Origin of the sequence: Bradyrhizobium iriomotense, assembly GCF_030160715.1 — a bacterium.
Classification (GTDB): Bacteria; Pseudomonadota; Alphaproteobacteria; order Rhizobiales; family Xanthobacteraceae; genus Bradyrhizobium; species Bradyrhizobium iriomotense.
This window is the reverse complement of sequence record NZ_BSOW01000041.1, coordinates 1-20,471: the sequence shown is the minus strand read 5'-3', so window position 1 is coordinate 20,471 and position 20,471 is coordinate 1. Positions and strand designations below refer to the sequence as shown.

17 protein-coding genes are annotated in these 20,471 nt (G+C 55.5%); 15 read left to right on the top strand and 2 right to left on the bottom strand.

Annotated elements, in window-relative coordinates:
• Positions 1-82 precede the first annotated feature (82 nt).
• Entirely contained in the window at positions 83-1,411 is a 1,329-nt protein-coding gene (locus tag QQL28_RS38825) for a hypothetical protein (protein ID WP_284274156.1), read from the top strand.
• On the opposite strand, the gene QQL28_RS38820 is transcribed toward QQL28_RS38825, so the two are convergent.
• Complete coding sequence (locus QQL28_RS38820; protein ID WP_284274154.1) at positions 1,399-2,511, bottom strand: acyltransferase family protein; 1,113 nt, start codon at positions 2,509-2,511, stop codon at positions 1,399-1,401. The genes QQL28_RS38825 and QQL28_RS38820 overlap by 13 nt on opposite strands.
• Before the next feature lie 319 nt (positions 2,512-2,830).
• Between QQL28_RS38820 and QQL28_RS38815 the strand changes: the two genes are divergently transcribed.
• The gene (locus QQL28_RS38815) at positions 2,831-3,997 is read left to right on the top strand and encodes an acyltransferase family protein (protein WP_284274152.1); all 1,167 of its coding nucleotides are present in this window, start codon (positions 2,831-2,833) and stop codon (positions 3,995-3,997) included.
• Here the strand turns inward: QQL28_RS38815 and QQL28_RS38810 are convergent.
• A complete protein-coding gene (locus tag QQL28_RS38810; RefSeq protein WP_284274150.1) occupies positions 3,994-5,049 on the bottom strand; it encodes a glycosyltransferase family 2 protein in 1,056 nt (351 codons plus the stop codon). The two genes, QQL28_RS38815 and QQL28_RS38810, sit on opposite strands and share 4 nt — an antisense overlap.
• A gap of 223 nt (positions 5,050-5,272) precedes the next feature.
• Between QQL28_RS38810 and QQL28_RS38805 the strand changes: the two genes are divergently transcribed.
• From QQL28_RS38805 to QQL28_RS38745, 13 genes are all read left to right on the top strand, one after another.
• The gene (locus tag QQL28_RS38805; RefSeq protein ID WP_284274148.1) at positions 5,273-7,192 is read left to right on the top strand and encodes an HAD-IIIC family phosphatase; all 1,920 of its coding nucleotides are present in this window, start codon (positions 5,273-5,275) and stop codon (positions 7,190-7,192) included.
• Positions 7,193-7,237: 45 nt separating this feature from the next.
• Positions 7,238-8,677 (top strand): MBOAT family O-acyltransferase, encoded by a 1,440-nt coding sequence (locus QQL28_RS38800; RefSeq protein WP_284274146.1) that lies wholly within the window; start codon positions 7,238-7,240, stop codon positions 8,675-8,677.
• Between the two features lies 1 nt (position 8,678).
• Positions 8,679-9,809: a hypothetical protein gene (locus QQL28_RS38795; RefSeq protein WP_284274144.1), complete on the top strand. Its 1,131-nt coding sequence runs from the start codon at positions 8,679-8,681 to the stop codon at positions 9,807-9,809.
• 39 nt (positions 9,810-9,848) lie between these two features.
• Entirely contained in the window at positions 9,849-10,094 is a 246-nt protein-coding gene (locus QQL28_RS38790; protein WP_284274142.1) for an acyl carrier protein, read from the top strand.
• A gap of 9 nt (positions 10,095-10,103) precedes the next feature.
• Positions 10,104-10,562 carry a VOC family protein gene (locus QQL28_RS38785; protein WP_284274139.1) on the top strand — a complete coding sequence of 153 codons (459 nt, stop codon included), beginning with the start codon at positions 10,104-10,106 and terminating at the stop codon, positions 10,560-10,562.
• A 19-nt stretch (positions 10,563-10,581) separates the two neighbouring features.
• Positions 10,582-11,043, top strand: coding sequence for a hypothetical protein (locus QQL28_RS38780; RefSeq protein ID WP_284274138.1), 462 nt, complete (start codon positions 10,582-10,584; stop codon positions 11,041-11,043).
• A 109-nt stretch (positions 11,044-11,152) separates the two neighbouring features.
• Positions 11,153-12,226 (top strand): ABC transporter substrate-binding protein, encoded by a 1,074-nt coding sequence (locus QQL28_RS38775; RefSeq protein WP_284274136.1) that lies wholly within the window; start codon positions 11,153-11,155, stop codon positions 12,224-12,226.
• A 3-nt stretch (positions 12,227-12,229) separates the two neighbouring features.
• Positions 12,230-13,213, top strand: coding sequence for an NAD-dependent epimerase/dehydratase family protein (locus tag QQL28_RS38770; protein WP_284274134.1), 984 nt, complete (start codon positions 12,230-12,232; stop codon positions 13,211-13,213).
• On the top strand, positions 13,213-14,676 hold the full coding sequence (locus QQL28_RS38765; protein ID WP_284274132.1) for an O-antigen ligase family protein: 1,464 nt from the start codon (positions 13,213-13,215) through the stop codon (positions 14,674-14,676). The genes QQL28_RS38770 and QQL28_RS38765 overlap by 1 nt, the downstream gene beginning before the upstream one ends.
• 101 nt (positions 14,677-14,777) lie before the next feature.
• Positions 14,778-15,464 (top strand): hypothetical protein, encoded by a 687-nt coding sequence (locus QQL28_RS38760; RefSeq protein ID WP_284274130.1) that lies wholly within the window; start codon positions 14,778-14,780, stop codon positions 15,462-15,464.
• Between the two features lie 117 nt (positions 15,465-15,581).
• Positions 15,582-17,996, top strand: a complete 2,415-nt coding sequence (locus tag QQL28_RS38755) for a polysaccharide biosynthesis tyrosine autokinase (RefSeq protein WP_284274128.1) — start codon at positions 15,582-15,584, stop codon at positions 17,994-17,996.
• 11 nt (positions 17,997-18,007) lie between these two features.
• On the top strand, positions 18,008-18,748 hold the full coding sequence (locus tag QQL28_RS38750) for a hypothetical protein (protein ID WP_284274127.1): 741 nt from the start codon (positions 18,008-18,010) through the stop codon (positions 18,746-18,748).
• Between the two features lie 200 nt (positions 18,749-18,948).
• The gene (locus QQL28_RS38745; protein ID WP_284274126.1) at positions 18,949-20,235 is read left to right on the top strand and encodes an NHL repeat-containing protein; all 1,287 of its coding nucleotides are present in this window, start codon (positions 18,949-18,951) and stop codon (positions 20,233-20,235) included.
• Positions 20,236-20,471: the final 236 nt, after the last annotated feature.

The following is a 20,471-nucleotide window of genomic DNA, read 5'->3' as shown; positions in this document are numbered from 1 at the left end:
TACAAGGGGGCGCCACAGTGACCGCCCGCTGGGTTGAACGTCGGTGCGGTTGGCCGTACGCTGCTCATCGATTGGACCGCACATGAATCCTCCAACATCCCCCGCAATTGGGTCCGATACATCGCCGAGCGCGCAATTTGGCTCGGATGTTGAGCTTACCCCAACTGGAAAGTTCGCCGTCTGGTCCTCAATTGCCTCAATTTTGTTTTTCAATCAGATAGCTTACAATATCGGCGAGTTTCCCGTTGCCTCTGACCTCCTCTGCTATACATTTTTTACGTTCTACCTTGTGGCTTCCGGGAACGCGGCGCTCAGCGTTCCCACGCTGTACTTGCTGACCTGCACCGTCGCGCTAGCGATTTTGCGAAGGCCTTTCTCGGCCTCAGAGACTTCTCTCAGCTCTTTGCTCCTGGTGGTTGTCGCTTACACGCCCTTCGTGTTCCGTCTACGTCGGACGGCAGATCTCAGATCCATTCAAGACTACATTCTGAAGGCGTACGTGACGGCGGCAACCGTTATTGCAGTTATCGCGGTTGTTCAGTTTGTCGTCGTCAACGTAGCCAAGCTGGACATTTTCACGAACATTTATTTCGTTCTCCCAAAAGAGATCCGCGGGGCGGGAACTTTCACCTTTCTTCGTGAAGAAGGCGGAATCACAAAGGCGAACGGCTTCTTCCTGCGCGAGGCGGCGGAGCTATCCACCGTCATGGCTTTGGCCCTGCTCATCGAATACCGCCAAGGCATAAGGCCAACCGTTCTTGCTCTGCTTTCTATGGGGCTTGTAGTCTCGTTCTCAGGCTCTGGGCTAACAGTGTTGGCTCTTGGTTTGCTGCTGCCGAGGTCTATCAGCCGAATTCCTGTCTTTGTGATTTCTGCGCTAGGTGCACTCCTGCTTCTTTACACCCTCGCCAACCTCCAGATTCCCGGCCTGGATCGCTGGTTCAGTCGTCTCTCTGAACTCAATACGCAGAATACGAGTGGTTACGCCAGATTTGTCGCTCCCTGGGAGATGATCAGGATAAGCTTTGATCGAGATGTATGGACGATTTGGCTGGGTAACGGCGCGGGAAGCTTTATTCGAGACGTTAACCTCAACAGATTTGGCTACGAGGTAAGCGATCCAACTTGGGCGAAGCTCACCTACGAGTATGGTTTGGCGGGCTTGATCTTGGTCTCCGCGATCGTGATCACGAGACTCTACTCGAGCGCTCTGCGGGTCGACATAAGTCACTTTTACTTCTTTAGCTGGGTTATCTTCCCGTTGGTTCTCAAACCAAGCTCAGCTCTGATGATTTGGCTTTTGACTTTGGTACCGTCTTCACCGCGAAGCTTTGGGCAGAACGACCGTAGCTCCAGACGAACTACACCCGCCGCTGCGGGCTCCGCGGGCACACCTCTTCAACCATCCTGAATGACTGCCCCCCGCGATTTCCGTGGTCGCCAGAGCGCCGCCAAAAAGCCTCTGATAGGCGGCTCAAGGACCAGCGCAATCAGCAATGCCGTCGCGATGCAAGCCACCATAGTGACGGCGAGCGCAAGAAATCGATACCCCGTAAGGTTGTCCAAGAGCCACGACATCAATACGGTGCCTGCATTGTCGTGAAGGAGATATAAGGGATAGGTTGCGAGTCCGAGTTGTCGCAAGCAAGTCGCAAGCTTTCGTTCAGGCTGCCATGTCAAAGCTGAAGCGGCGAGCGCAACGAAGATCACGAATATGGCAACGGGCACCCAATTCGATTGAGCCGAATGAAATACCCGATTTGCGTGTTCGGCCTTGAACATGATCTCGATCGTCGCTCCAATCGCCAACACCCCACAAAAGATCTTTTCCCTCGACGTCAAACCTCTCGCCGCGTGAAAAAACAGCATCATGCCCAGTGCGAAGTAACATCCGTACGGGACGAGCGAAAGTTCAAGAGGACGGGACCAAAGGTGACTGGCCAGGAACTGCGGCATGACGAGATATCCGCAAATCCAATACGCTGCGCTTACCGATCCGAGAACATAGGCGATGGTCGTTTTGAATTCCCAAAAACCGACCGCAAGGACAAGGAAGATCAGCGCATAGAAACTGATCTCAATCCCAAGCGTCCAATACACACTGTCGATCCAAGGATATTTGGGCGACAACAGGAGGGAGTGGAAATAGGGTTTGAGATAGGATTCCGGGGGCGCGATGTTTGCGTATATCAGCGCAACGAGTGAAATCGTGGAGCAGATCCAGGCCGCTGGATACAATCGAAATACTCGACTTCGGGCAAAAGAAAATGCCTCCGAGCGTTCGGCGGAAAAGCTGATTACGAAACCCGATATAACGAAGAATATCTCTACCCCAACAAAGCCGCTCCAAAAATAGGGCAGCAATTCGGGGAACGACGCTCGCCCACCTAGTATGTTAGCTGATTGAACGCCGGCAGCCGCCCAGGATGAGACCGCCAAATGATAAAACATCACAAGGCAAGCAGCAAAGAAACGCAGGATATCGATGTTTGGGAATTGTCTTTTTGACATACGCAGCCGACATTTGCGGAAAGGTCGTGGGATCTTATCTGCGCAGATACAATGTTGAAAGTAGGCCACAATCAACTAATAGCGTCTACAACCTCGAACTTTCCGGCCTCAATCGCTGGTTCGGTCGCCTCTCGGCGTTTGTCACTCCCAATACCAACGGCTAGACATATCTGTCGCCATTTGGGGGATGATCAAAAATTAATCAGGATGAGCTTCGATCAGGGAATCCTCCGACGAAACATCGCCGCATTGCTATCCCAAGCTAGTCTGGTCTAGACCTTAGATATAAAATCATACTGTTGGGCACGATAATCAGGTGATGCCGGCTAGCCAAACACGACGCTATGTCGCCCTCGACGGTTTGCGGGGGATCGCGGCCATACTCGTCGTTTTCTACCACCTCCAGGTCTCAAATCATTTCACGCACAATTTGTTTTTTCGAAACGGCTATTTGGCAGTCGACCTTTTTTTCATCTTGTCAGGCTTCGTGATCAGCTCGAGTTATTCGCGCCGTATCAATTCGATTCCCGATACGATGCGTTTTATCGGTTTACGTTTCTTCCGCGTCTATCCAATGCATTTGGCGACGCTTCTAGTCCTACTTGGATTGGAGTTCCTGAAGCTCTATTCGCAGAGTTCAGGAATGATCACCGCCAGCGATCGAGCGGCGTTTACCGGACCAGATTCTTGGGGGGCATTCTTCGCAAACTTGGGGCTTGTTCAGGGGCTCGGTATTTTTAACTATCTGACCTGGAATGCACCTAGTTGGAGCATCAGTTGCGAATTCGTGGCCTATCTGGTTTTTGCTCTTGCTGCAGCAGGGGGCCTCTTCCGAAGCAAGATCCTCGTGCTCCTGCTATCTCTCGCAGGACTGGGGGGCTTTTGCTTCGTTGCGTTCACGCACGGCGATTTGAATTCGACGTATGACCTTGGCATCGTTCGATGCCTGGCCGGCTTCTTTATCGGCGCGTGTATATTTCAGACCACGCAAGACAGTCGATTTCCGAAGCTGTCTCAAAGCTCGATCAGCTCTGGGCAGATAGTTCTTTTGATCGCGTTTTTCTTGATCGCCGGAACGATATCGGACACCAAGATTGTTGCCATTGTGCCCGTATTTGTCGGCTGGGTCCTACTTTTCCAATCCGACACCGGCGTTTTGGCGAGGGTGCTTATGACGCCGGGCGTGCAATATCTCGGTAAGATCTCATACTCTGTCTACCTGGTGCACTATGTGTTTTTGTACATAGAAGCCATCGTTCTAAAGCGCATTTTTGGCATCCCGTCTTTGTTCGATTCGACGATGCATGTTCCCGTGTTTCAGACGGATCGATGGACGGGCGATTTCATTTTGGCTGGATCTCTGATCAGCATTGTCGTGATCAGCGACATCACTTTTCGTCTCATCGAAACGCCCTCGCGAATATGGGGACGCGAATTGATCTTCGGCTGGAGCAACCGCGCCCGAACGTTGCAGCGAGAAAGCTAGCGAATAACCCTCAGCATGTTCAGGATGGCCTTCATCCACCTGGGTCGGCTGATCGGCGCATAGCGCCAGCTGGCGAGCGCCCGCGCCAGCCGGCTCGGACCGAACAACATGCACGCGGCCCAAAGGAACAATGAGCTTCGCTGGGAATAGGAGAATCCCTGCGGGAAGGAAAGAGACCGAAGGCAGTCCAAGAAGATGGCTCGTGCCTTGTCATTCGGCATTGGGTGAATGTCGGGTCGCAATGCGTATGACGCCGTGCGCAGGCATAGAAACAGCATATTTCTGTTCAGCGCTTCAGGTTCGACCGACAGTCCGGCGCTGCAAGCGACTTCGCGGAAGAAATTGAACCGCCTTATCGTGACATCCACCTCCCGCGCGAAACGGCTATCCTCCAGCTCAAGAAACGCCCCGTGATTGTCGCCGTGCACACGGTAATCGACCAGCGGCTTGGGAATCGTCACGATATCGCCATATACCGGCGCCGCCGTAACCAGATAGCTGTCAGGCGCCCTATCAACGAAATCAGACTTGAAGCCGAATATCTTCTCGACAACGCCACGCGGGTAGGCATTTCCGGAACCAGGCGGTGTCGGATAAACACCCGCCGTGGTGACCCACTCCCGAATTTGCTGCGGAGTCGGCGTAATGAAATACTGGGGCTGGATGCTGCCTGTCGGCACGCCTTCCGCATTGATCGCCCTCATCTGGAATTGGAATTTGCTGGCCTTTTCGGTCCAAACCGCAGCTATTTCATTCATTACGTCGGGATGCAGCGCATCGTCCGAGTCCAGGAAGATGATCAGTTCGCCGGTCGACTTGTGGAAGCCGTTCACGGAAGATTGCATCTGACCAGCGTTCGGCTGCCTGACGATGGTGATCTTATCCGCAAACGACTCGATGACTTCAAGTGAATCGTCGGTCGACCCATCATCGACAACGACAACCTCGACCCGTGGCCAACGGATATCGAGCGCGCTCTTGATCGCCGCCCCCACAAATCTCGCATAATTGTAGTTGGGAATGACGACGGACAGGGTTAACTCAGGCGACAACTGACCCTCACGACCGTAACGTTAATCCGAACTCGTTGTCCGAATCGGACTGCTTTCAGCACATTTCCCATGTAAGTCCATCCTGCCACCTGCAGATGACAAGGCCAAGCCATGAAACTGTCGAATTATTTTCGAACATCGTGCATAGAATATCGGCTGGATTTTCCACGTAGGGTACGGCAAATTCATTGAATTCGCTGGTAAAAACAAGCTGGAATCGAGCGTGTCCGTAGAACAGTATCGAGAACTGTCTTGGCTTCCAAGACCACCTGAAGATTTCTCCTCCCACTGCAAGGGTCTCGCGACGTCCGACCTCGATCTTGGAAAGCGGATCCGGTTTCTCGCGACCCACGCCCTCAACGAGCAGCAGCTCTCGCGGTTGGGACGGACCATCATTTCAGCCCGCAAGCAGGGACACTCCCTGCAGCCGCTGGCTCCCTTCCGGCTGGGCTTGATCGGAAATGGCACTCTCGACCTCATAGTCCCTGTCCTGACCGCAACGGCAGCACGCCATGGCTTCTCGCTCGAATGTATCACGGGCGCCTACGATCAGTTTCTGCAAGACGCGTTGCATCCGGACTCCGCGCTCAACAGGGCGCGACCAGACGCCGTCCTTGTTGCCCTCGACCATCGCGGCCTCGCACTTCAGCCCACTCCCGGCGATGAGCAGGCTGCCGTTCAGTCCGTTAACGCTGCAATCGACCTCCTGGGTTCGATCCGTTCCGCCATCTCCCAGAACAGTGGCGCCGTGTGCATCCTGCAGACCATAGCGGCTCCTCCGGAAGGACTGTTCGGATCCTTCGATCGCGCGCTGACAGGAACCGCCAGGAACATCGTCGACCAACTCAACGGGCGGATCTCCCAGAGCGTCCTTCAATCCAGCGATCTTCTTCTCGACGTTGCCGGCATCGCCGAAACAGTCGGGCTTGCCGACTGGCACTCACCAGCTCAATGGAACCTTGCGAAGCTTCCTTTTTCGGACACGTTCGTGCCGCTATATGCTGAGCACGTCTGCCGGATCATCGGCGCCATGCGAGGAAAGAGTCGCCGGTGCCTCATTCTCGATCTTGATAACACGGTCTGGGGTGGCGTGATCGGCGACGACGGGCTCGAGGGAATTCAGATCGCCCAGGGCGATGCTACGGGCGAGGCATTCCTGTCGGTTCAGCAATTGGCGCTCGCCCTTCGGGCTCGCGGTATCGTGCTTGCAGTGAGCTCGAAAAACAACGACGAGGTGGCGCGGCGGCCCTTCAGGGAACACCCGGACATGTTGCTGAAGGAGGATCATATCGCAGTCTTTCAGGCGAATTGGGATGACAAGGCAACAAACATCCGCGCGATCGCAAAGGAACTCGCCCTCGGCCTCGAATCGATGGTCTTTCTCGATGACAATCCCGTTGAGCGAGGTCTGGTCCGGCGAGAGATACCCGAGGTCGCCGTCCCTGAACTCGACAGCGATCCCGCGGGCTACTCGCGTACGCTTGCTGCAGGCGGCTATTTCGAGGCAATCAGCTTCTCAGAAGAAGATCGCTGCCGCGCCGGCATGTATCAGGCCAACGCGCGGCGCCTCAGTTTGCAAGGCCAAACTTCCGATCTTCAGTCCTATCTACGGTCGCTCGAAATGCGGATCATCTTCGGAAGCTTCGACCGTACAACGCGGTCGCGCGTCACCCAGTTGATCAACAAGAGCAACCAATTTAATCTGACCACCAACCGCTACACCGAAACCCAGGTCGAGCAAGCCGAACTCGACCCCGGCGTGATGACGTTGCACGCGCGGCTCCTGGACAAGTTTGGCGACAACGGAATTATATGCGTGGTCGTTTGTCGACCCTCCCGACCGCAATGGTGGACCATCGATACATGGCTCATGAGCTGTCGGGTGCTTGGGCGGGGTGTGGAAAAGACGGTGCTTGCGGAGATCCTGCTCCTTGCGCGCGCCGCAGGAATATCGAATCTGGAGGGTGTCTTCATTCCGACCGAACGAAACGAGATGGTGCGCGAGCACTATAACAAGCTCGGCTTCACTCTGATCAGCGAGGAGACCGACGGAAGCACACGATGGCAATTGGGGGTCGATGTTGAACTTGGCGAACTGCCGATGACGGTCGAGCGCGATTACCCACATCTGGAGCTTGCCTGATCCGGTGCGTACCGGAAGAGGCAACGCAGTTCGGGCCCCCAAGCAATGAGTCTCACATCCCCTCTTTTCTTTGCGTTTCTCGCAGCCGTAGTCGTTGCCTACAACATCAGTGCGTCCGTTCCTTACCGGCGAACGGTACTCGGACTGGCCAATGCCTTCTTCATCGGCAGCTATCTGACTGACATCATCCAAGCGCTGCCCCTGCTGGGGTTTCTTCTCCTGGGCTATGTCTGCGTAAGGGTTCTTGAAGTCTGGAAAGCAGCGGTCGCCTTGGGGCTGGGCGTCTTGAGCGTGCTGGTTTGTTACGTCTTTCTGAAGCGCTTCTCTTTCTTCGAAGACCTGGGTCATCTTCCGTTTCCCTATCTGATGATCGGTCTGTCCTACATCCTGTTCCGGATATTGCACATGATGGTGGATGTGCGCTCGGGTGACCTCAGCGAAAGAATCGGCCCGCTCGCCTTCTTCCGATACACCTGCAACTTTCTCTGCTTCGTCTCAGGCCCGATCCAGCGCTATCAGGACTTTCGGGCCACTGATGGCGTGGCGGCATTCGACCTCGATTCAGCCAAGGTTTACGACGCCTTCGCGCGGATCATCACGGGCTACGTGAAGTTTGTCATCGTTGCGGCCACGGCCGAATACGGCTTTTCGTTCCTGAAGCCCCAGCTCCTCCAGGCAGCCGATTTGCCCGTGCTGAAGCTTTACGGGCTCTATGCTGCAGCCGCCTCGCTCTACACCGTTTATCTCTATTACAATTTCTCCGGCTACATGGACATCGTCATCGGCAGCGGGATTCTGCTGGGGCAGGAGCTGCCGGAAAACTTCGACCGGCCGTTCTCCGCCCGCACCTTCCTGGAGTTTTGGCAACGCTGGCACATGACATTGTCGCAGTGGTTCAAGTTCTATCTCTTCAATCCGCTTGTCATGCTCCTGATGTCGTGGTTTCCAGCGCCCGCATTAACGGCCTATTTGGGCGTGCTCGCGTTCTTTGTGACCTTCCTCGTCATGGGAGTTTGGCACGGTACCACCGCGGTATTTGTGATCTACGGACTCTTGATGGGCGCAGGCGCGAGCGTGAACAAACTCTGGCAGGTTGCTTGGACCGGGCGCCTCGGCAAGAAGCGCTACCGGGCGCTAACCGACCGGACCGCCTATATCTATTTTTCTCGCGGCATAACCATCGCCTATTTCGTGCTGGCGTTGACCTGCCTATGGGTACCTGAGCTGTCGGACTTCGACCGCTTGATCGGAAGGCTTGGATTGACCGGGATACTGGGCCCGTTCCTTGCCATCGGCGGCGCATTCGCGCTGTTCTGGTTCGTCACCGACCGCATCGTCCCGCACCTGACTACGCCGACTTTCCTATTGTCGATCCGTGACAGCCTGATTGGCCGGAACCTTTCCCTGGCGAGCAAGATGATGGCAATCGTCGTGATCACGACACTGCTGCACAAATCTCCCGATTTCGTCTACAAGGCCTTCTGACTTGAAACACATCCTACGACAGGCCGCGCTGACCTTTGTGTCATTTGCCTTTCTTTACGCTACGCTCGGCGCGCTTTCTTTCCTCATGTTCCCTGACTCAGCAAGCGAGGGGCAGCGCGATTTTCAGAATGCCGAGCAGACACTCTACATGACCGTTCCCAAATACGTGTTCCTGGGACGGAGCGTTCTTAATAGCCCGGCTGAAAAGGCTATTCTGGTAGGCGCATCAAACACGGGAGTTGGCTTCATACAAAAGACTATTCAGTCAAAATTGGCCTGCGCGAAGGTGAGCAATCTCGCCGTTGGCGGCGCCAACATCTCGGAAGCGAAACAGATCATAGACATGGTGCACGAGGTCCAAAGTCAAGCCGATCGACCCTCGAACACCTTCGTAATCGGCGTTTGGTTCGGAATGTTCGTCGACTCGGACGTGAAGTATGCCGACCCTGATCGCAATCGCGGAGAAACCGATATCGATCTTGAGAAGTATCGCTACGGATTTTATAGGCGCACACTGGAAGGCCCTGCCGCGCTCCTTCCAGCAAGTTGGTTGGATGCTGGCGTTTTGGCAATTCGTCCCATTCTGGTGATCGAGAAGATGGCCCGCGAAGCCAGAGCAGGCGTCAATCTGCTGCTGACCGGTCGCAAGTCCGCTCAGCGTAACGAGGCTGAACGCGAGGCCGCCGGGATGTCAGAGCAAGACAAGAAGAAAGCTCTCGACTATTGGAATGAAGCCATGGGAAAGAGGAACGAAATTTCCCTCGGTCAGGTCGAAGTGCTCAAGAACACCATTGAAACGTTGCTTCGTTCGGGAGAACGGGTCGTGCTGATTGACCTTCCCATTCCGGCCTGGCATCGGGACGCAAGCCCATTTCAGCGGAGTTATGAACAAGCATTCACGGATGTCTCCCGCCAATTCGATGGGCAACGGAGTTTCGTCTCGATGTCGATGAGCGATCTGAGCAAAGAGCAAGATTATTCCGACGAAGTTCATGCCAAGCGGCATTTGGCGGACGTTTGGTCGGATCGACTGGCAAATGTCTTGAATCCATTCGTATGTCGGACAAGCCCCGAACAGGCTCGTGTTTCTCTACGCGGCTCCGATCAATTCAAGGCCGAAACTCATCAGTGAGTAGCAGGAAAGCTATTCGGAGAACGAAAACGAGGTGCGATGATGGATCAAGCGCAAATCTACTCTAAGCTTTCAACGGTATTTCGCGAGGTCTTCGATGAGGATGATCTTGGGCTCGAGCCTGAAACGACGGCCGATGACGTAGACGGTTGGGATAGCCTCTCCCACATTCGTCTCGTTCTCGCGGTCTCGAAGGCTTTTGGAATAAAGTTCTCCGCATCCGAAATCGGCAACCTGAAGAACGTCGGGGAATTCGTCGAACTGATCGGCAAGAAGACGACGTGAGATATTGAAGTGTCCAATTCCGCAAGCCCCCCCGCACTCGATTTCGGCAACTTTGCCTTTCATCATCTGGGCCTTGCGGTCGCCTCCCCTGAAGAGGCATTTCGCTACCTGGCATTGCTTGGATATACGGCTGGCAATCAGGTCTTTGACCCGCTCCAGCGGGTCAATCTCGCGATGCGCCATCATCCAACGATGCCCGATGTCGAAGTGATCTGGCCCGGTGACGGCCCCTCCCCGATTGACAAGCTCATAAGCAAAACGGGGTCGATGATTTACCACTTATGCTATACGTGTCCCAATGCTGAAGACGCGCTTGGTGAGCTGGAGGCCGCAGGCGTCGATATCGTAATGGTCAGCCCACCAACTCCGGCGGTGCTATTCGACGGCCAAAGGGTTTCCTTTCATCATGTCTCGGGCTTTGGATTGATCGAGATATTGCAGACCGAGGAGCTCCCTGATCGGTCTTAGACAGCATTTGGGTATTGCAATGACACGTGACTCCCTCGCGCTGAAGAGCGCCCGAATCGACCGTTTTGTTTGCTGCCTGATGGTCATTGTGCCCATTTGGATTCCACCCGTTCATGCTCAAGTCTCCGGGTATGGAAGATCCTCCGCCCCCATGTACGGCGGCACCGGCGGATCCGGTCGGCCTGCCAATCCGTTCCTGCCGATGAATGGTACGTTTGCAGGAAATCACAAGACCCCCGACGGCAGGCTCTGTATCTCTGTGCACCCCTCAGCTCGTCCACAGACCATCAATCCGAAAATCATCGACCAGATCGTACTTGTCGAGAACATCTGCGGCCAGTCTATCCGAGTCCAGGTTTGCTATGCTGGAAGCTCCGATTGCATCATCGTGCCTTTAGCAGGTTATCAGAGGCTCCAAAGGACACTAGGGATCGCGTCAGGCTCGACCTATTTTCGTTACGAGTTTCGTGAGCTATTCTGATCCGAAGCGCCCTGGCTTTCTTTCGTCCGAGCAACGCCCTGCCCGAGCGCCTCGAGAGCGTTCGCCGACATAATTCATTGGTACCCAGAATAGTTTATTAGTGCCCGAGATGACAAGAGCCCAGCGAAACGCCCGAAAATCTCACTATGGTTTGCGCCTCCTCGCCGGGCTGTTCGTTGCCTGTACAATAGCCTATGTCCTCTTCGGCCCGAAACCAACCCGAAGCCAGGGGCCAAAACCCGAGGCAAGTTTTGCTGAATACACAGTCAAGCTAAGCACGCCGTTGTCGGTTTCAGCCGCCGGGATGATTATTGCAGCCTGCGACGGCCTATTTGCACAAGCAGGCCTGCGCGTTCGCTTGGTGGCAGGCTTAGACGACGATGACGCGATAGCCGCGGTCGTGGCCGACGAAAACACGATAGGTATCGCCTCGACTGCGGGATTCTTGAAAGCCCGCTCGGGAGGACTCCCGATTGTGGCTTTTGCAGGATTTTATGCAGTGAACCCCGCAGAATTCTATGCGCTGCCCGAGACCAAGCTGCTGACGCCGCTAGACCTCGAAGGCAAACGAATTGGATACAACCCCAATCCCGAATTCACGGCGATTCTCAGCGATTTTGTCAGCAGAAATTCTTTGGCCCAAAGCAAGCTCCTCTTGTTGGAAAGCAATACGCCGCTGCAGGATCTTTTGGATCGAAAGATAGATGTTCTTCTTGGTCGTCACGATGTCGACGGCCTTGAGTTGGAGCGCCTGAACGTTGAAAATAAGATACTTCGTCCGGAAGCCTTTGGAGTTCACGCCCCAGGGCCGATCTTCTTCGCTCAGGAGCGAACCCTTGCCCAACCGAACAGACTTGAGAAATTCTTGATGGCCATCGCCGGCGGTTGGAGCGCAGCGTACGCGGACCTTGATCGGACAATTCCGATTATAGCGAATTCTGTAGGTACACCGCTGCCGTTTTCGTTGGTCGCTCGCCTCATGGATTCACAACGCAGCCTTTTGCGCCCCTTTGGGGCAAGATTTGGCGAAATGGATTCTACACGAATTCGAACTCTGCAATCACAACTGTCGCAGCGCCGCGCGATCCAGCAGCCAATCGATTTAACCCGCGCATTCAATTACAATATCCTGAAAGAGACTTATCGCAATGAGGCAACCAACCTGAGTCGAGTAGAGCCCTGACCGATGTCTAATCCTACCCAAGTCATTATTTTCGGCGGCGCGGGCTTCGTCGGAACTCACCTCGCTGCCGATCTCGTGGCTTCTCGAAAGTATGAGAGAGTCGTCTCGGTGGACATTGGTCCGCCGAGGGCAAATATCGCCGGAGTCGAATATCTATTTCACGATGTGCGCGAATCGATCGATCCGAATATCGCCAACGGAAGTCCAGCCGACATCTTCAATCTGGCTGCAGTTCATGTAACGCCTGGTCATCCAGATGGCGACTATTACTACACGAACGTCTTGGGAGCTGTGAATGTTTGCCGATTTGCAAACGAGACAGGAAGCAAGAACCTGGTCTTCACGAGCTCGATCTCGATCTATGGACCAAGCGAAGCTGCGCTCGACGAGGAGGCCAAGCCAGCCCCTGTGAGCGCTTATGGACGCTCCAAGCTCGCGGCCGAAAAGATACACTTGCTCTGGCAGGCGGAGGCTCCAGACCGGAAGCTTACCATCGTTCGTCCGGCCGTGATTTACGGCCCTTACGAACGAGGAAACTTTACGCGCCTGTCACGAATGATGGAACGGCGAGCGTTTATCTATCCCGGTCGAACGGATACGATCAAATCGTGCGGCTACGTGAGAGACCTCGTAACATCGATGATCTTCATGTCAGCCCGCAATGAAGGCACTTCCATTTACAATTTCAGCTTCGAGCACAGATATACGATCAGCGAGATCTGCTCGACGTTCTCGCGCGTGGCTGGCTATCACCAGCCACAGTTTGTCATTCCGATTTGGCTAATGAATATGGCGGCGCTTCCATTTGAGGTCCTGCAGACGTTCGGTATGAAGACCGGCATCAATCGAGATCGAGTACGAAAACTGTGGTTTTCCACCAACATCCTGCCTAAGCGTCTTGTCGCCAGCGGGTTTAGGTTCTCGTATGATTTGGAAAGCTCTCTTGCCGAATGGAAGCGGGAATCGAGGCTAAAGGACTTCGATTGATGGAGCGTCTTGATCCCGGTCGAGGCACCCTGATCAATGCTAGAGTTGATGTTCGCTTTACAAGCGATGCAGTAAGCGCTCCTGGCGCAGGACGGCCGGCCTATTCTGCGCTCCTAGCCACATCCGGTTTGTGCGTATTGATTGCGTTGGCGCCGCTTCCCTTCGGCTCCATGGATACGCGTATCGTGGCCGCTTGGGTATCTCTGCTTTCGGTGGTTCTCTTCCTCGCTGCGCTACAAGCGCTTGGCCCTCGGGACATCGCTTTCCTATGTGGCTTCACGGCAATTTCGCTGGCTTGGATTGTGGTCATAAGTGAGCAATTGGGCTGGACAACTCCGGTGTCCCGACATTTGACAGCTGTAATTTGGGATGAGGCTTCAGCTATCCTGGCAGAACAGCTGGACGGCTCTGTTTCCGTAGCCCGCAACCAAGCCTTTTTCTCTGCCGGATCGCAGATCGCGTTCTTCTTATCGATCCTGTGTGGCTATCTTGTCGGCCGAGACCGGCTCGCTGCACAGATGCTCTTAATCTGCTTCCTGGGATCGGGCTTAGCTTATGCGATCTATGGGCTTGTCGCGCTCGTGTTCTGGCCGAACTATTTTCTATGGCACCAGAAATATAACTATCTAAGTTCGCTGACGGCGACGTTTATCAATCCGAACGTTGCAGCATCCTACTTTGGAGCGATGACCTTAGGATGGGTACTTTTCGCAACACGATTCAGCGGACATCGCTCTAATGACGCGCCCATTCTGTGGTGGGAACTGATCAGATCTCGCCTGCACGCCGCGTCGCCGCGGAAGATTTTCTATTTGCTGGCCTGTTTTGTGATGCTCACCGCAACCATGCTCACGGGATCACGTGCCGGCTCTGTGCTGGCGTTGTTGTGCTTAGCTGGAGCTATCGGAACTCATTTCCGGAGAAGGTTGCAAAGGCGGCGGCTTCTCTGGATCTCTCCGTTTGGAGCCGTTGCATTTGTGTTAGTTGCTATCTCGATTTTCGCTCCGCGCGTCAATCAACGATTTGGCCTCCAAGGTTTCTTCGATGTGGGTCGCTGGGAAACCTACACCTCGACCGTTGAAATCATTAAGAGCTATCCTTGGCTTGGGTCGGGTTTGGGTACGTTTCGATGGATTTTCCCATCCTACCGAAGCGGCGATGTTCCGTCGTACGGTGTCTGGGAGCAGGCACACAACACCACCCTTGAGCTGGCCGCCGAAATGGGGCTTCCATTCATGCTCATAATGGGCATCGGGTGGATCGCTATGTTGGCGATACTGGGCCGAGGAATGTTGGGCCGCGACCGTGATGCGATGCTGCCAACCAGCGCCTTTTGGATCGGCGTCTTGGCCATTGCCCATTCTCAGGTCGATTTTCCGCTACAGATTCCCGGTTTTGCCCTCGCAATCGGCCCCATTTTGGGCATGGGAATGGCCCAATCGTTCTCCGCCAAAGGACGTTAACCTACGTTAACCTAAGCCGTCCGCCGCTACTTCGGCCGCTGTACATTGACCTAATTTTCTATTAAAAACACCGGATTAGACGTTGGAAGAGGTTAGGACCCATGAGGACACCCGGACGCCTGTTATCGTCGAAGCTGATGCTTTCAGCGGCGGCCTGCGCCCTCGCCATTTTCCTATCCACGGCCAGCTTCGCCGCCTGTGTTAGCGATCCCGACACCGCTCAGAAGGCGGCGGCTTTCACGACAAGCCCTTCTTCTTTGTTGGAGGGTCCAAACGGACCTCGCAGCCCGGAGGAAGTTGCCGCTGACGTACAGACCTTTGTTGCTTCCTACCCTCAGGCGCTCCCCGCAATCCTCACCATCTTGAAGGATCTGACTAACAAGGGACCTTCCAGCTCGGTGCTTCAAAAGGCGATTGGCACGGGTCTGGGGAAAGCCGCTAATGTATGCAAAACGACCGATCTCACGTTTTCGTTGGAGATTCAGGGCGACCTCGGCGCGACGGGCTCCCCTGACGCTAACGCGCAATATGCAGCGATTACCGGTAATGATCCCACCCGAAGCGTAGCTCTCTCAGGCGCCGCTACCGGGTCCTCCGGAGGCGTCGGCGGTCAGACCTCCGCAACGACCGGTAGCTTCTTTGGATCTTCCTCGTTCCAGACCTTCGCCTCGAATAGCGTATCCAACAACCCTACGAACTATTTCAGTTCAAGCGTGGGTAGTGCGAGCTCGACAGGCGGATCAACCACGACAACGACCATCGTCTGCACCGTCTCCGGCTCGTGCTGATGCCTTCGGGCTTTTGAGGCCGAGGCGTTATTGATTAGGACATCCGATTCGTCGGCGTGCGGATGATCGCTGTGTTTTGAATAGCCGCCGCGCAACCAGTTCAGTTAGACGGGCCGGATGCTTCAGACAAGAATTCCATCGTCTTCCGCACCGCCGATCCAGGGCGTTGAACAGCCGTCTTTGCAGCAGACCGTTGCCGACGCCTTTGGCCTGATCAGCAGGCAGTATCCGGTGATGATCGTCACCGTGCTGCTTTGCCTAGCCCTGGCAGGCAGCTATCTGCTGTCCGCCACCAAGCGCTACACCGGCACTGCCGTGCTGATGATCGACAGCCGGAAGATGCAGGGGCTTCAGACTCAGGGGGCACCGGGGGCGGGCGACAACCCCATCGACTCCGCAATGGTCGACAGTCAGGTCGAAGTCCTGAAGTCCGAGACGATCGCCGCAGCGGTCATCAAGGACCTGCACCTGTTGGATTCCCCGGAATTTATGCGCGCTGACGACGGCCTGTTGAGTAGCCTGTCTCAGCTTTTTTCCGGTTTCTTTCCAGAAGAGAAGCCTTCCGATCTCGAGTTGATGCGAGGCGCCATCGGGCGTGTGCAAGCTGGTCTTACGATCAAACGTATCGGCTTGAGCTACGTCATCGAAATTGCCTACCAATCGACGTCCCGCGAATTGGCAGCGCGGATCGCGAACGCCATAGCTGAGAATTACATTGTTGATTCTCTCGAATCGAAATACCAGGCTTCCCGCCGCGCCGCCGTCTGGTTGCAGGACCGATTAAAGGAGCTCCGCGCTCAAGCCTCAACAGCTGAGCGCTCCGTGGTCGACTATAAGGCAAAGAACAATATAGTAGACGCTGGCGGTCGCCTGCTGACTGAGCAGCAACTCGCTGAGATCAATAGCGGTCTCACCGAGGCCCGTGCAAAGCGCGCGGAAGCCCAGGCCAAGCTGCAGCGCATCACCTCAATCCTCAATGCTGACGAGAGCGACTCTCAGGTCATTTTGACTGATCTGGCAACCGTCAACGATACTATGGCCAATCCGGTCATCACAAAGCTACGCCAGACCTATCTTGATTACGCAGCTAAAGCGTCGGACTGGTCCAATCGCTACGGCCCTACCCATCTCGCGGTGGTGAATCTGCGCAATCAGATGCGCGAGATCCGGCGTTCCATTCTGGACGAGCTCCGACGGACTGCTGAGGCCTACAAGAGCGACCTAGCGATCGCCAACGCTCGCGAGGAGGCGAGCCAGAAGAGCCTTAACGATACAATCGCCTTATCGAATGATACGAGCCAAGCGCAAATCGTGCTCAAGGATCTAGAAAGCAACGCCCAGAGCGCGCGCGCCCTATCCGATAATTTCCTGCAACTCTATATGGTCTCGGTGCAGCAGCAATCCTTCCCGATTACGGAGGCAAGGGTTATCACCCAGGCTGCGGAGCTGTCGTCGCCAAAGACCGCGCCGAAGGCGGTTTTGGTTCTCTTGGCGGGCGTCGTCGGTGGCTGCATCCTTGCGGGTCTGGTCGCGATCTTCCTTGAGCTGGTCGACCGCGTCTTCAGGACCGTCCACCAGGTCGAAAGGCTGCTTCAGACCAACTGCCTCGCCTCTGTCCCGATCGTTAGTTTCGGAGCAGACGAGGCCCCAAAGGGCTCACTGAGCCGCCTCAAAGGATGGTTGCCATTCCCCAGCGGTTGGAGGCCCAATTCGCGGCCGGACTCTCGTTCGACCGTTGCCGCCGGCCAAATGAGCCGTGCCATGGAGGCGGGACCGGCTCAGCTGCCCCGGTTAGGCGACCGGCAGCTTACGATCGACAACAGCGTTGGGCGCTTCGCGATCAATTCGCCATTTTCGCGGTTCGCCGAAGCGTTTCGTTCGATCAAATTGGCGACCGACCTAAGTAACTACGGTTCCCCTCACAAGGTCGTCGCGATCACCTCAGCTCTTCCCAACGAGGGGAAATCGACGGTGAGCGAGGCCTTGGCTCAAACCACGGCGCAGAGCGGACTGCGCACGCTTCTCATCGATGGCGACATTCGTAATCCAAGTCTAACCCACCGTCTTGGTCGTTCGGCAGACGTTGGACTCATCGACGTCGTGTTCGGGAAGGTCGACCTAAAGGATGCGCTTTGGGTCGATCCGCAGACCAGTCTGCACTTCCTGCCTTGCGTGGTAACCTCACGGTTCTCGAACTCAAGCGACCTCTTGGCCTCCGCGCAAATGCAAAAGTTCTTTCAGGATCTGCGCGAGCAGTATGACCGCATCATCCTGGACCTCAGTCCATTGGCGCCGGTTATCGACGTACGCGCGACAGGTACGTTGGCCGACTCGTACATTTTGGTTATTGAATGGGCGAAATCGAAGGTCGACATCGTCGAGCGAGTGATAAGAGAAACGCCAATGGTTCGTGAGCACCTGATGGGCGCGGTGCTCAACAAGGTGAACCTCGCCGCCATGAGCCGTTACGATACGCATAGCGGAGGCTACTACCGCAACCGATACTATTCACGATACGGGTATGTGGATTAGCTTGGAAGCCAATGGTTAGCACCGTTGGTAAGTCAACCCTCGTATTGATCGCGCTCTTTTCTGCTGGCTGGGCTGCATTCTTTCTTCGTAACCCTACGCAGGAAGTGCAGCTCGACAGTATTGCTAACGCGATTCTCTCGGGCACGGCGTTCAAGCGTAATCCTGTCTCTGAAGCCGCATTGTCCACCGCCGAAAACCGGGCAATCTGTAGCCCTCGCGAAATACGGGCCGCGACCATCATCCGCCTTCGCCTCTATGAAATGGCGGTAGATTCGCTTGACACGCGCCTCGCCAATGAGCGCCTAAGCTCTCTCCGTTCGTCGGTGAAGCGAGCCTTGAACTGCGTCCCGACCGACGGCCTCTTGTGGTTCATTGAATACTGGAGCGCCATTAATCAGGGCGGCCAGATAAGCGACCATCTCGATGAATTGCGCATGTCTTACAAGCTCGCTCCGTACGAAGGCTGGATTGCACTTCGCAGCCCCTACGTACTTGCAATCTATGACGTACTTCCATCTGACTTGCAGGAGAGTGCCCGGAAAGAATTTGTTTCCATTGTGCGGACGGGCCTCATTCGAGACGCGGTAAGGATACTCAGGTCGGCAGGCTGGAGAAATCGAGACGATTTGGTTGCAGGTCTTTCCGCCGTGCGACTAGATTTCCGCTCGCAGCTGGAACGCGCTTTGCGATCTGAAGGCTTAACCGTCCAGATTCCTGGCGTGGAAACCCCAGAATTTCGACCTTGGCGTTGAGGCTGGTTCATTCGACATTGCGCAGCTGAAAACGAGGGGGGTGCTCGGAACCAGCCGCTGACATTGGATTGCCGTAGAGCTGATCGATTCTACCAAGCGTCCACGCGTCAGGCAGACGTTGGATGGCAAATGCCAATCGCAAGGGCTTACCTGCACAAGGTCTATGCGCTTTGAGGCAGCACGGTACAGCGGGAGTTCCGATGGGCAAGCTATCTTTCGTATCGCTCCTCGCGGCTGTCCTATTCAGCTTCGCTTCTCCTGGTTACGGCCAAATGCCCTCCGTAGCGGGAACAAACGAGAGCACGGGCCGGCGAGGCGCACTGGACGGAGTTTGGCTCTGGACTTTGCCTGACACGCCCAACGGACTGAGGCCCACCCAGAGCTGGCATGCGACCGGCTCGGCACTAAACGGCGATATTTACGTAGGCGGGATGGACCACCAGACGAACTCGGCCCTTTATCAGCTCAACTGGCAAACGGGAGCGCTCCGGCTTGTGGGTGATGCCCGTTCCGCATCGGAAGCAGCCAATAACTGGCAGCCGGGCGAGACCGCCCAGAAATTCCACACGCGCCCACTCTGGCACAACGGCAAGATCTATGTTGCCACCATGAACCGCTCAACTCTCGACGACGGATACCTCAACGAACGAGGCTTTCACTGGTACGCCTATGATCCGGCGCAGAACAGGTTTGCCGATCTGAGCGCGTCAGAACCTGCCGGCACAGCCGTCGACCACGGCAACGTTGTAACGCTTGCCTCTGACCCTCAGCGAAACGTGATTTATGCCGCAGGCGTGCCCACCGGCGAGATATTCCGCTACGACGTGTCCCGCGGCCGAACAACCCGTTTGGGCAGGCCAGCGACTTATGATCAGCACTTCGTCTATTCGGGTCGGGTCATGTGGGTAGATAGCCGGGGCCGTCTCTATTTCACGGCAAGCGCCCCGGACAGTCCCTCAGTTTTCGCGCACGTTTTCTTCTACGACCCCGAAACAGGTTTCGGCGAGCGCAAGGATTGGCCCCTTCAGATCACGCAGGCCCTCGAGATGGGGCAATGCCTCGACGACAAAAAGCGGTGCTTCTTCTCGGACGACAAGGGTCACATTTACAGGTTCGACGACGATGGTCCGTCCTGGTCGTATCTTGGACAACTAGACCTTCAACAACGAGCCTATGTTTGGTTGTTCAATGTCGCGCCTGACGGAAACACAGCTTACATCGGCACCAGTTTTCAATCAGATGGCAAGGCAGGCGCTCTGTTCGCGTTTGATCTGCGCACAGCGACCACCAAAACCCTGTGTGATTTCGCCGACCTGGATCCTTCCCTTAAGAGCCTGAACGCTCATACAGGATACGATGCATGGGATCCTGAAGGCCGATTCTATTTCGCTAGCTTCGATGGAAGCTCGCGTGCGCATGTGATCGTTACGCGCCTAGACATTCGTCGGCTGGAAGCGGCGGCGGCCGAGATACCGAGCAAGCATTGAGCAAAGGCCCGGTCCGGTACCAATCGAAGCAACGTTAGACCAGGGGTTGGGGACAAGGGATCTGCGTTGTCACGCGGACCGCCCGCCTCTATTGCCGCAGATTGATCCGCAGCGCTGAGTTCGCTACGGGACCCACGCGTGCCGATTCCGAGGTCATCGCGCGCACCGTACCGAGTTGATGGCGCGCGGGGTTCCGAAATGATCGCGCGCAGCGTTCCGAGCATTCTCCGCGCAGC

Bases quoted from the DNA above. Each gene is read 5' to 3' on its own strand.
- QQL28_RS38780 (WP_284274138.1), top strand. From the start codon at position 10,582: ATGACACGTGACTCCCTCGCGCTGAAGAGCGCCCGAATCGACCGTTTT.
- QQL28_RS38755 (WP_284274128.1), top strand. From the start codon at position 15,582: ATGCTTCAGACAAGAATTCCATCGTCTTCCGCACCGCCGATCCAGGGC.
- QQL28_RS38790 (WP_284274142.1), top strand. From the start codon at position 9,849: ATGATGGATCAAGCGCAAATCTACTCTAAGCTTTCAACGGTATTTCGC.
- QQL28_RS38775 (WP_284274136.1), top strand. From the start codon at position 11,153: ATGACAAGAGCCCAGCGAAACGCCCGAAAATCTCACTATGGTTTGCGC.
- QQL28_RS38745 (WP_284274126.1), top strand. From the start codon at position 18,949: ATGGGCAAGCTATCTTTCGTATCGCTCCTCGCGGCTGTCCTATTCAGC.
- QQL28_RS38825 (WP_284274156.1), top strand. From the start codon at position 83: ATGAATCCTCCAACATCCCCCGCAATTGGGTCCGATACATCGCCGAGC.
- QQL28_RS38815 (WP_284274152.1), top strand. From the start codon at position 2,831: ATGCCGGCTAGCCAAACACGACGCTATGTCGCCCTCGACGGTTTGCGG.
- QQL28_RS38750 (WP_284274127.1), top strand. From the start codon at position 18,008: ATGGTTAGCACCGTTGGTAAGTCAACCCTCGTATTGATCGCGCTCTTT.
- QQL28_RS38800 (WP_284274146.1), top strand. From the start codon at position 7,238: ATGAGTCTCACATCCCCTCTTTTCTTTGCGTTTCTCGCAGCCGTAGTC.
- QQL28_RS38765 (WP_284274132.1), top strand. From the start codon at position 13,213: ATGGAGCGTCTTGATCCCGGTCGAGGCACCCTGATCAATGCTAGAGTT.
- QQL28_RS38820 (WP_284274154.1), bottom strand. From the start codon at position 2,511: ATGTCAAAAAGACAATTCCCAAACATCGATATCCTGCGTTTCTTTGCT.
- QQL28_RS38770 (WP_284274134.1), top strand. From the start codon at position 12,230: ATGTCTAATCCTACCCAAGTCATTATTTTCGGCGGCGCGGGCTTCGTC.
- QQL28_RS38760 (WP_284274130.1), top strand. From the start codon at position 14,778: ATGAGGACACCCGGACGCCTGTTATCGTCGAAGCTGATGCTTTCAGCG.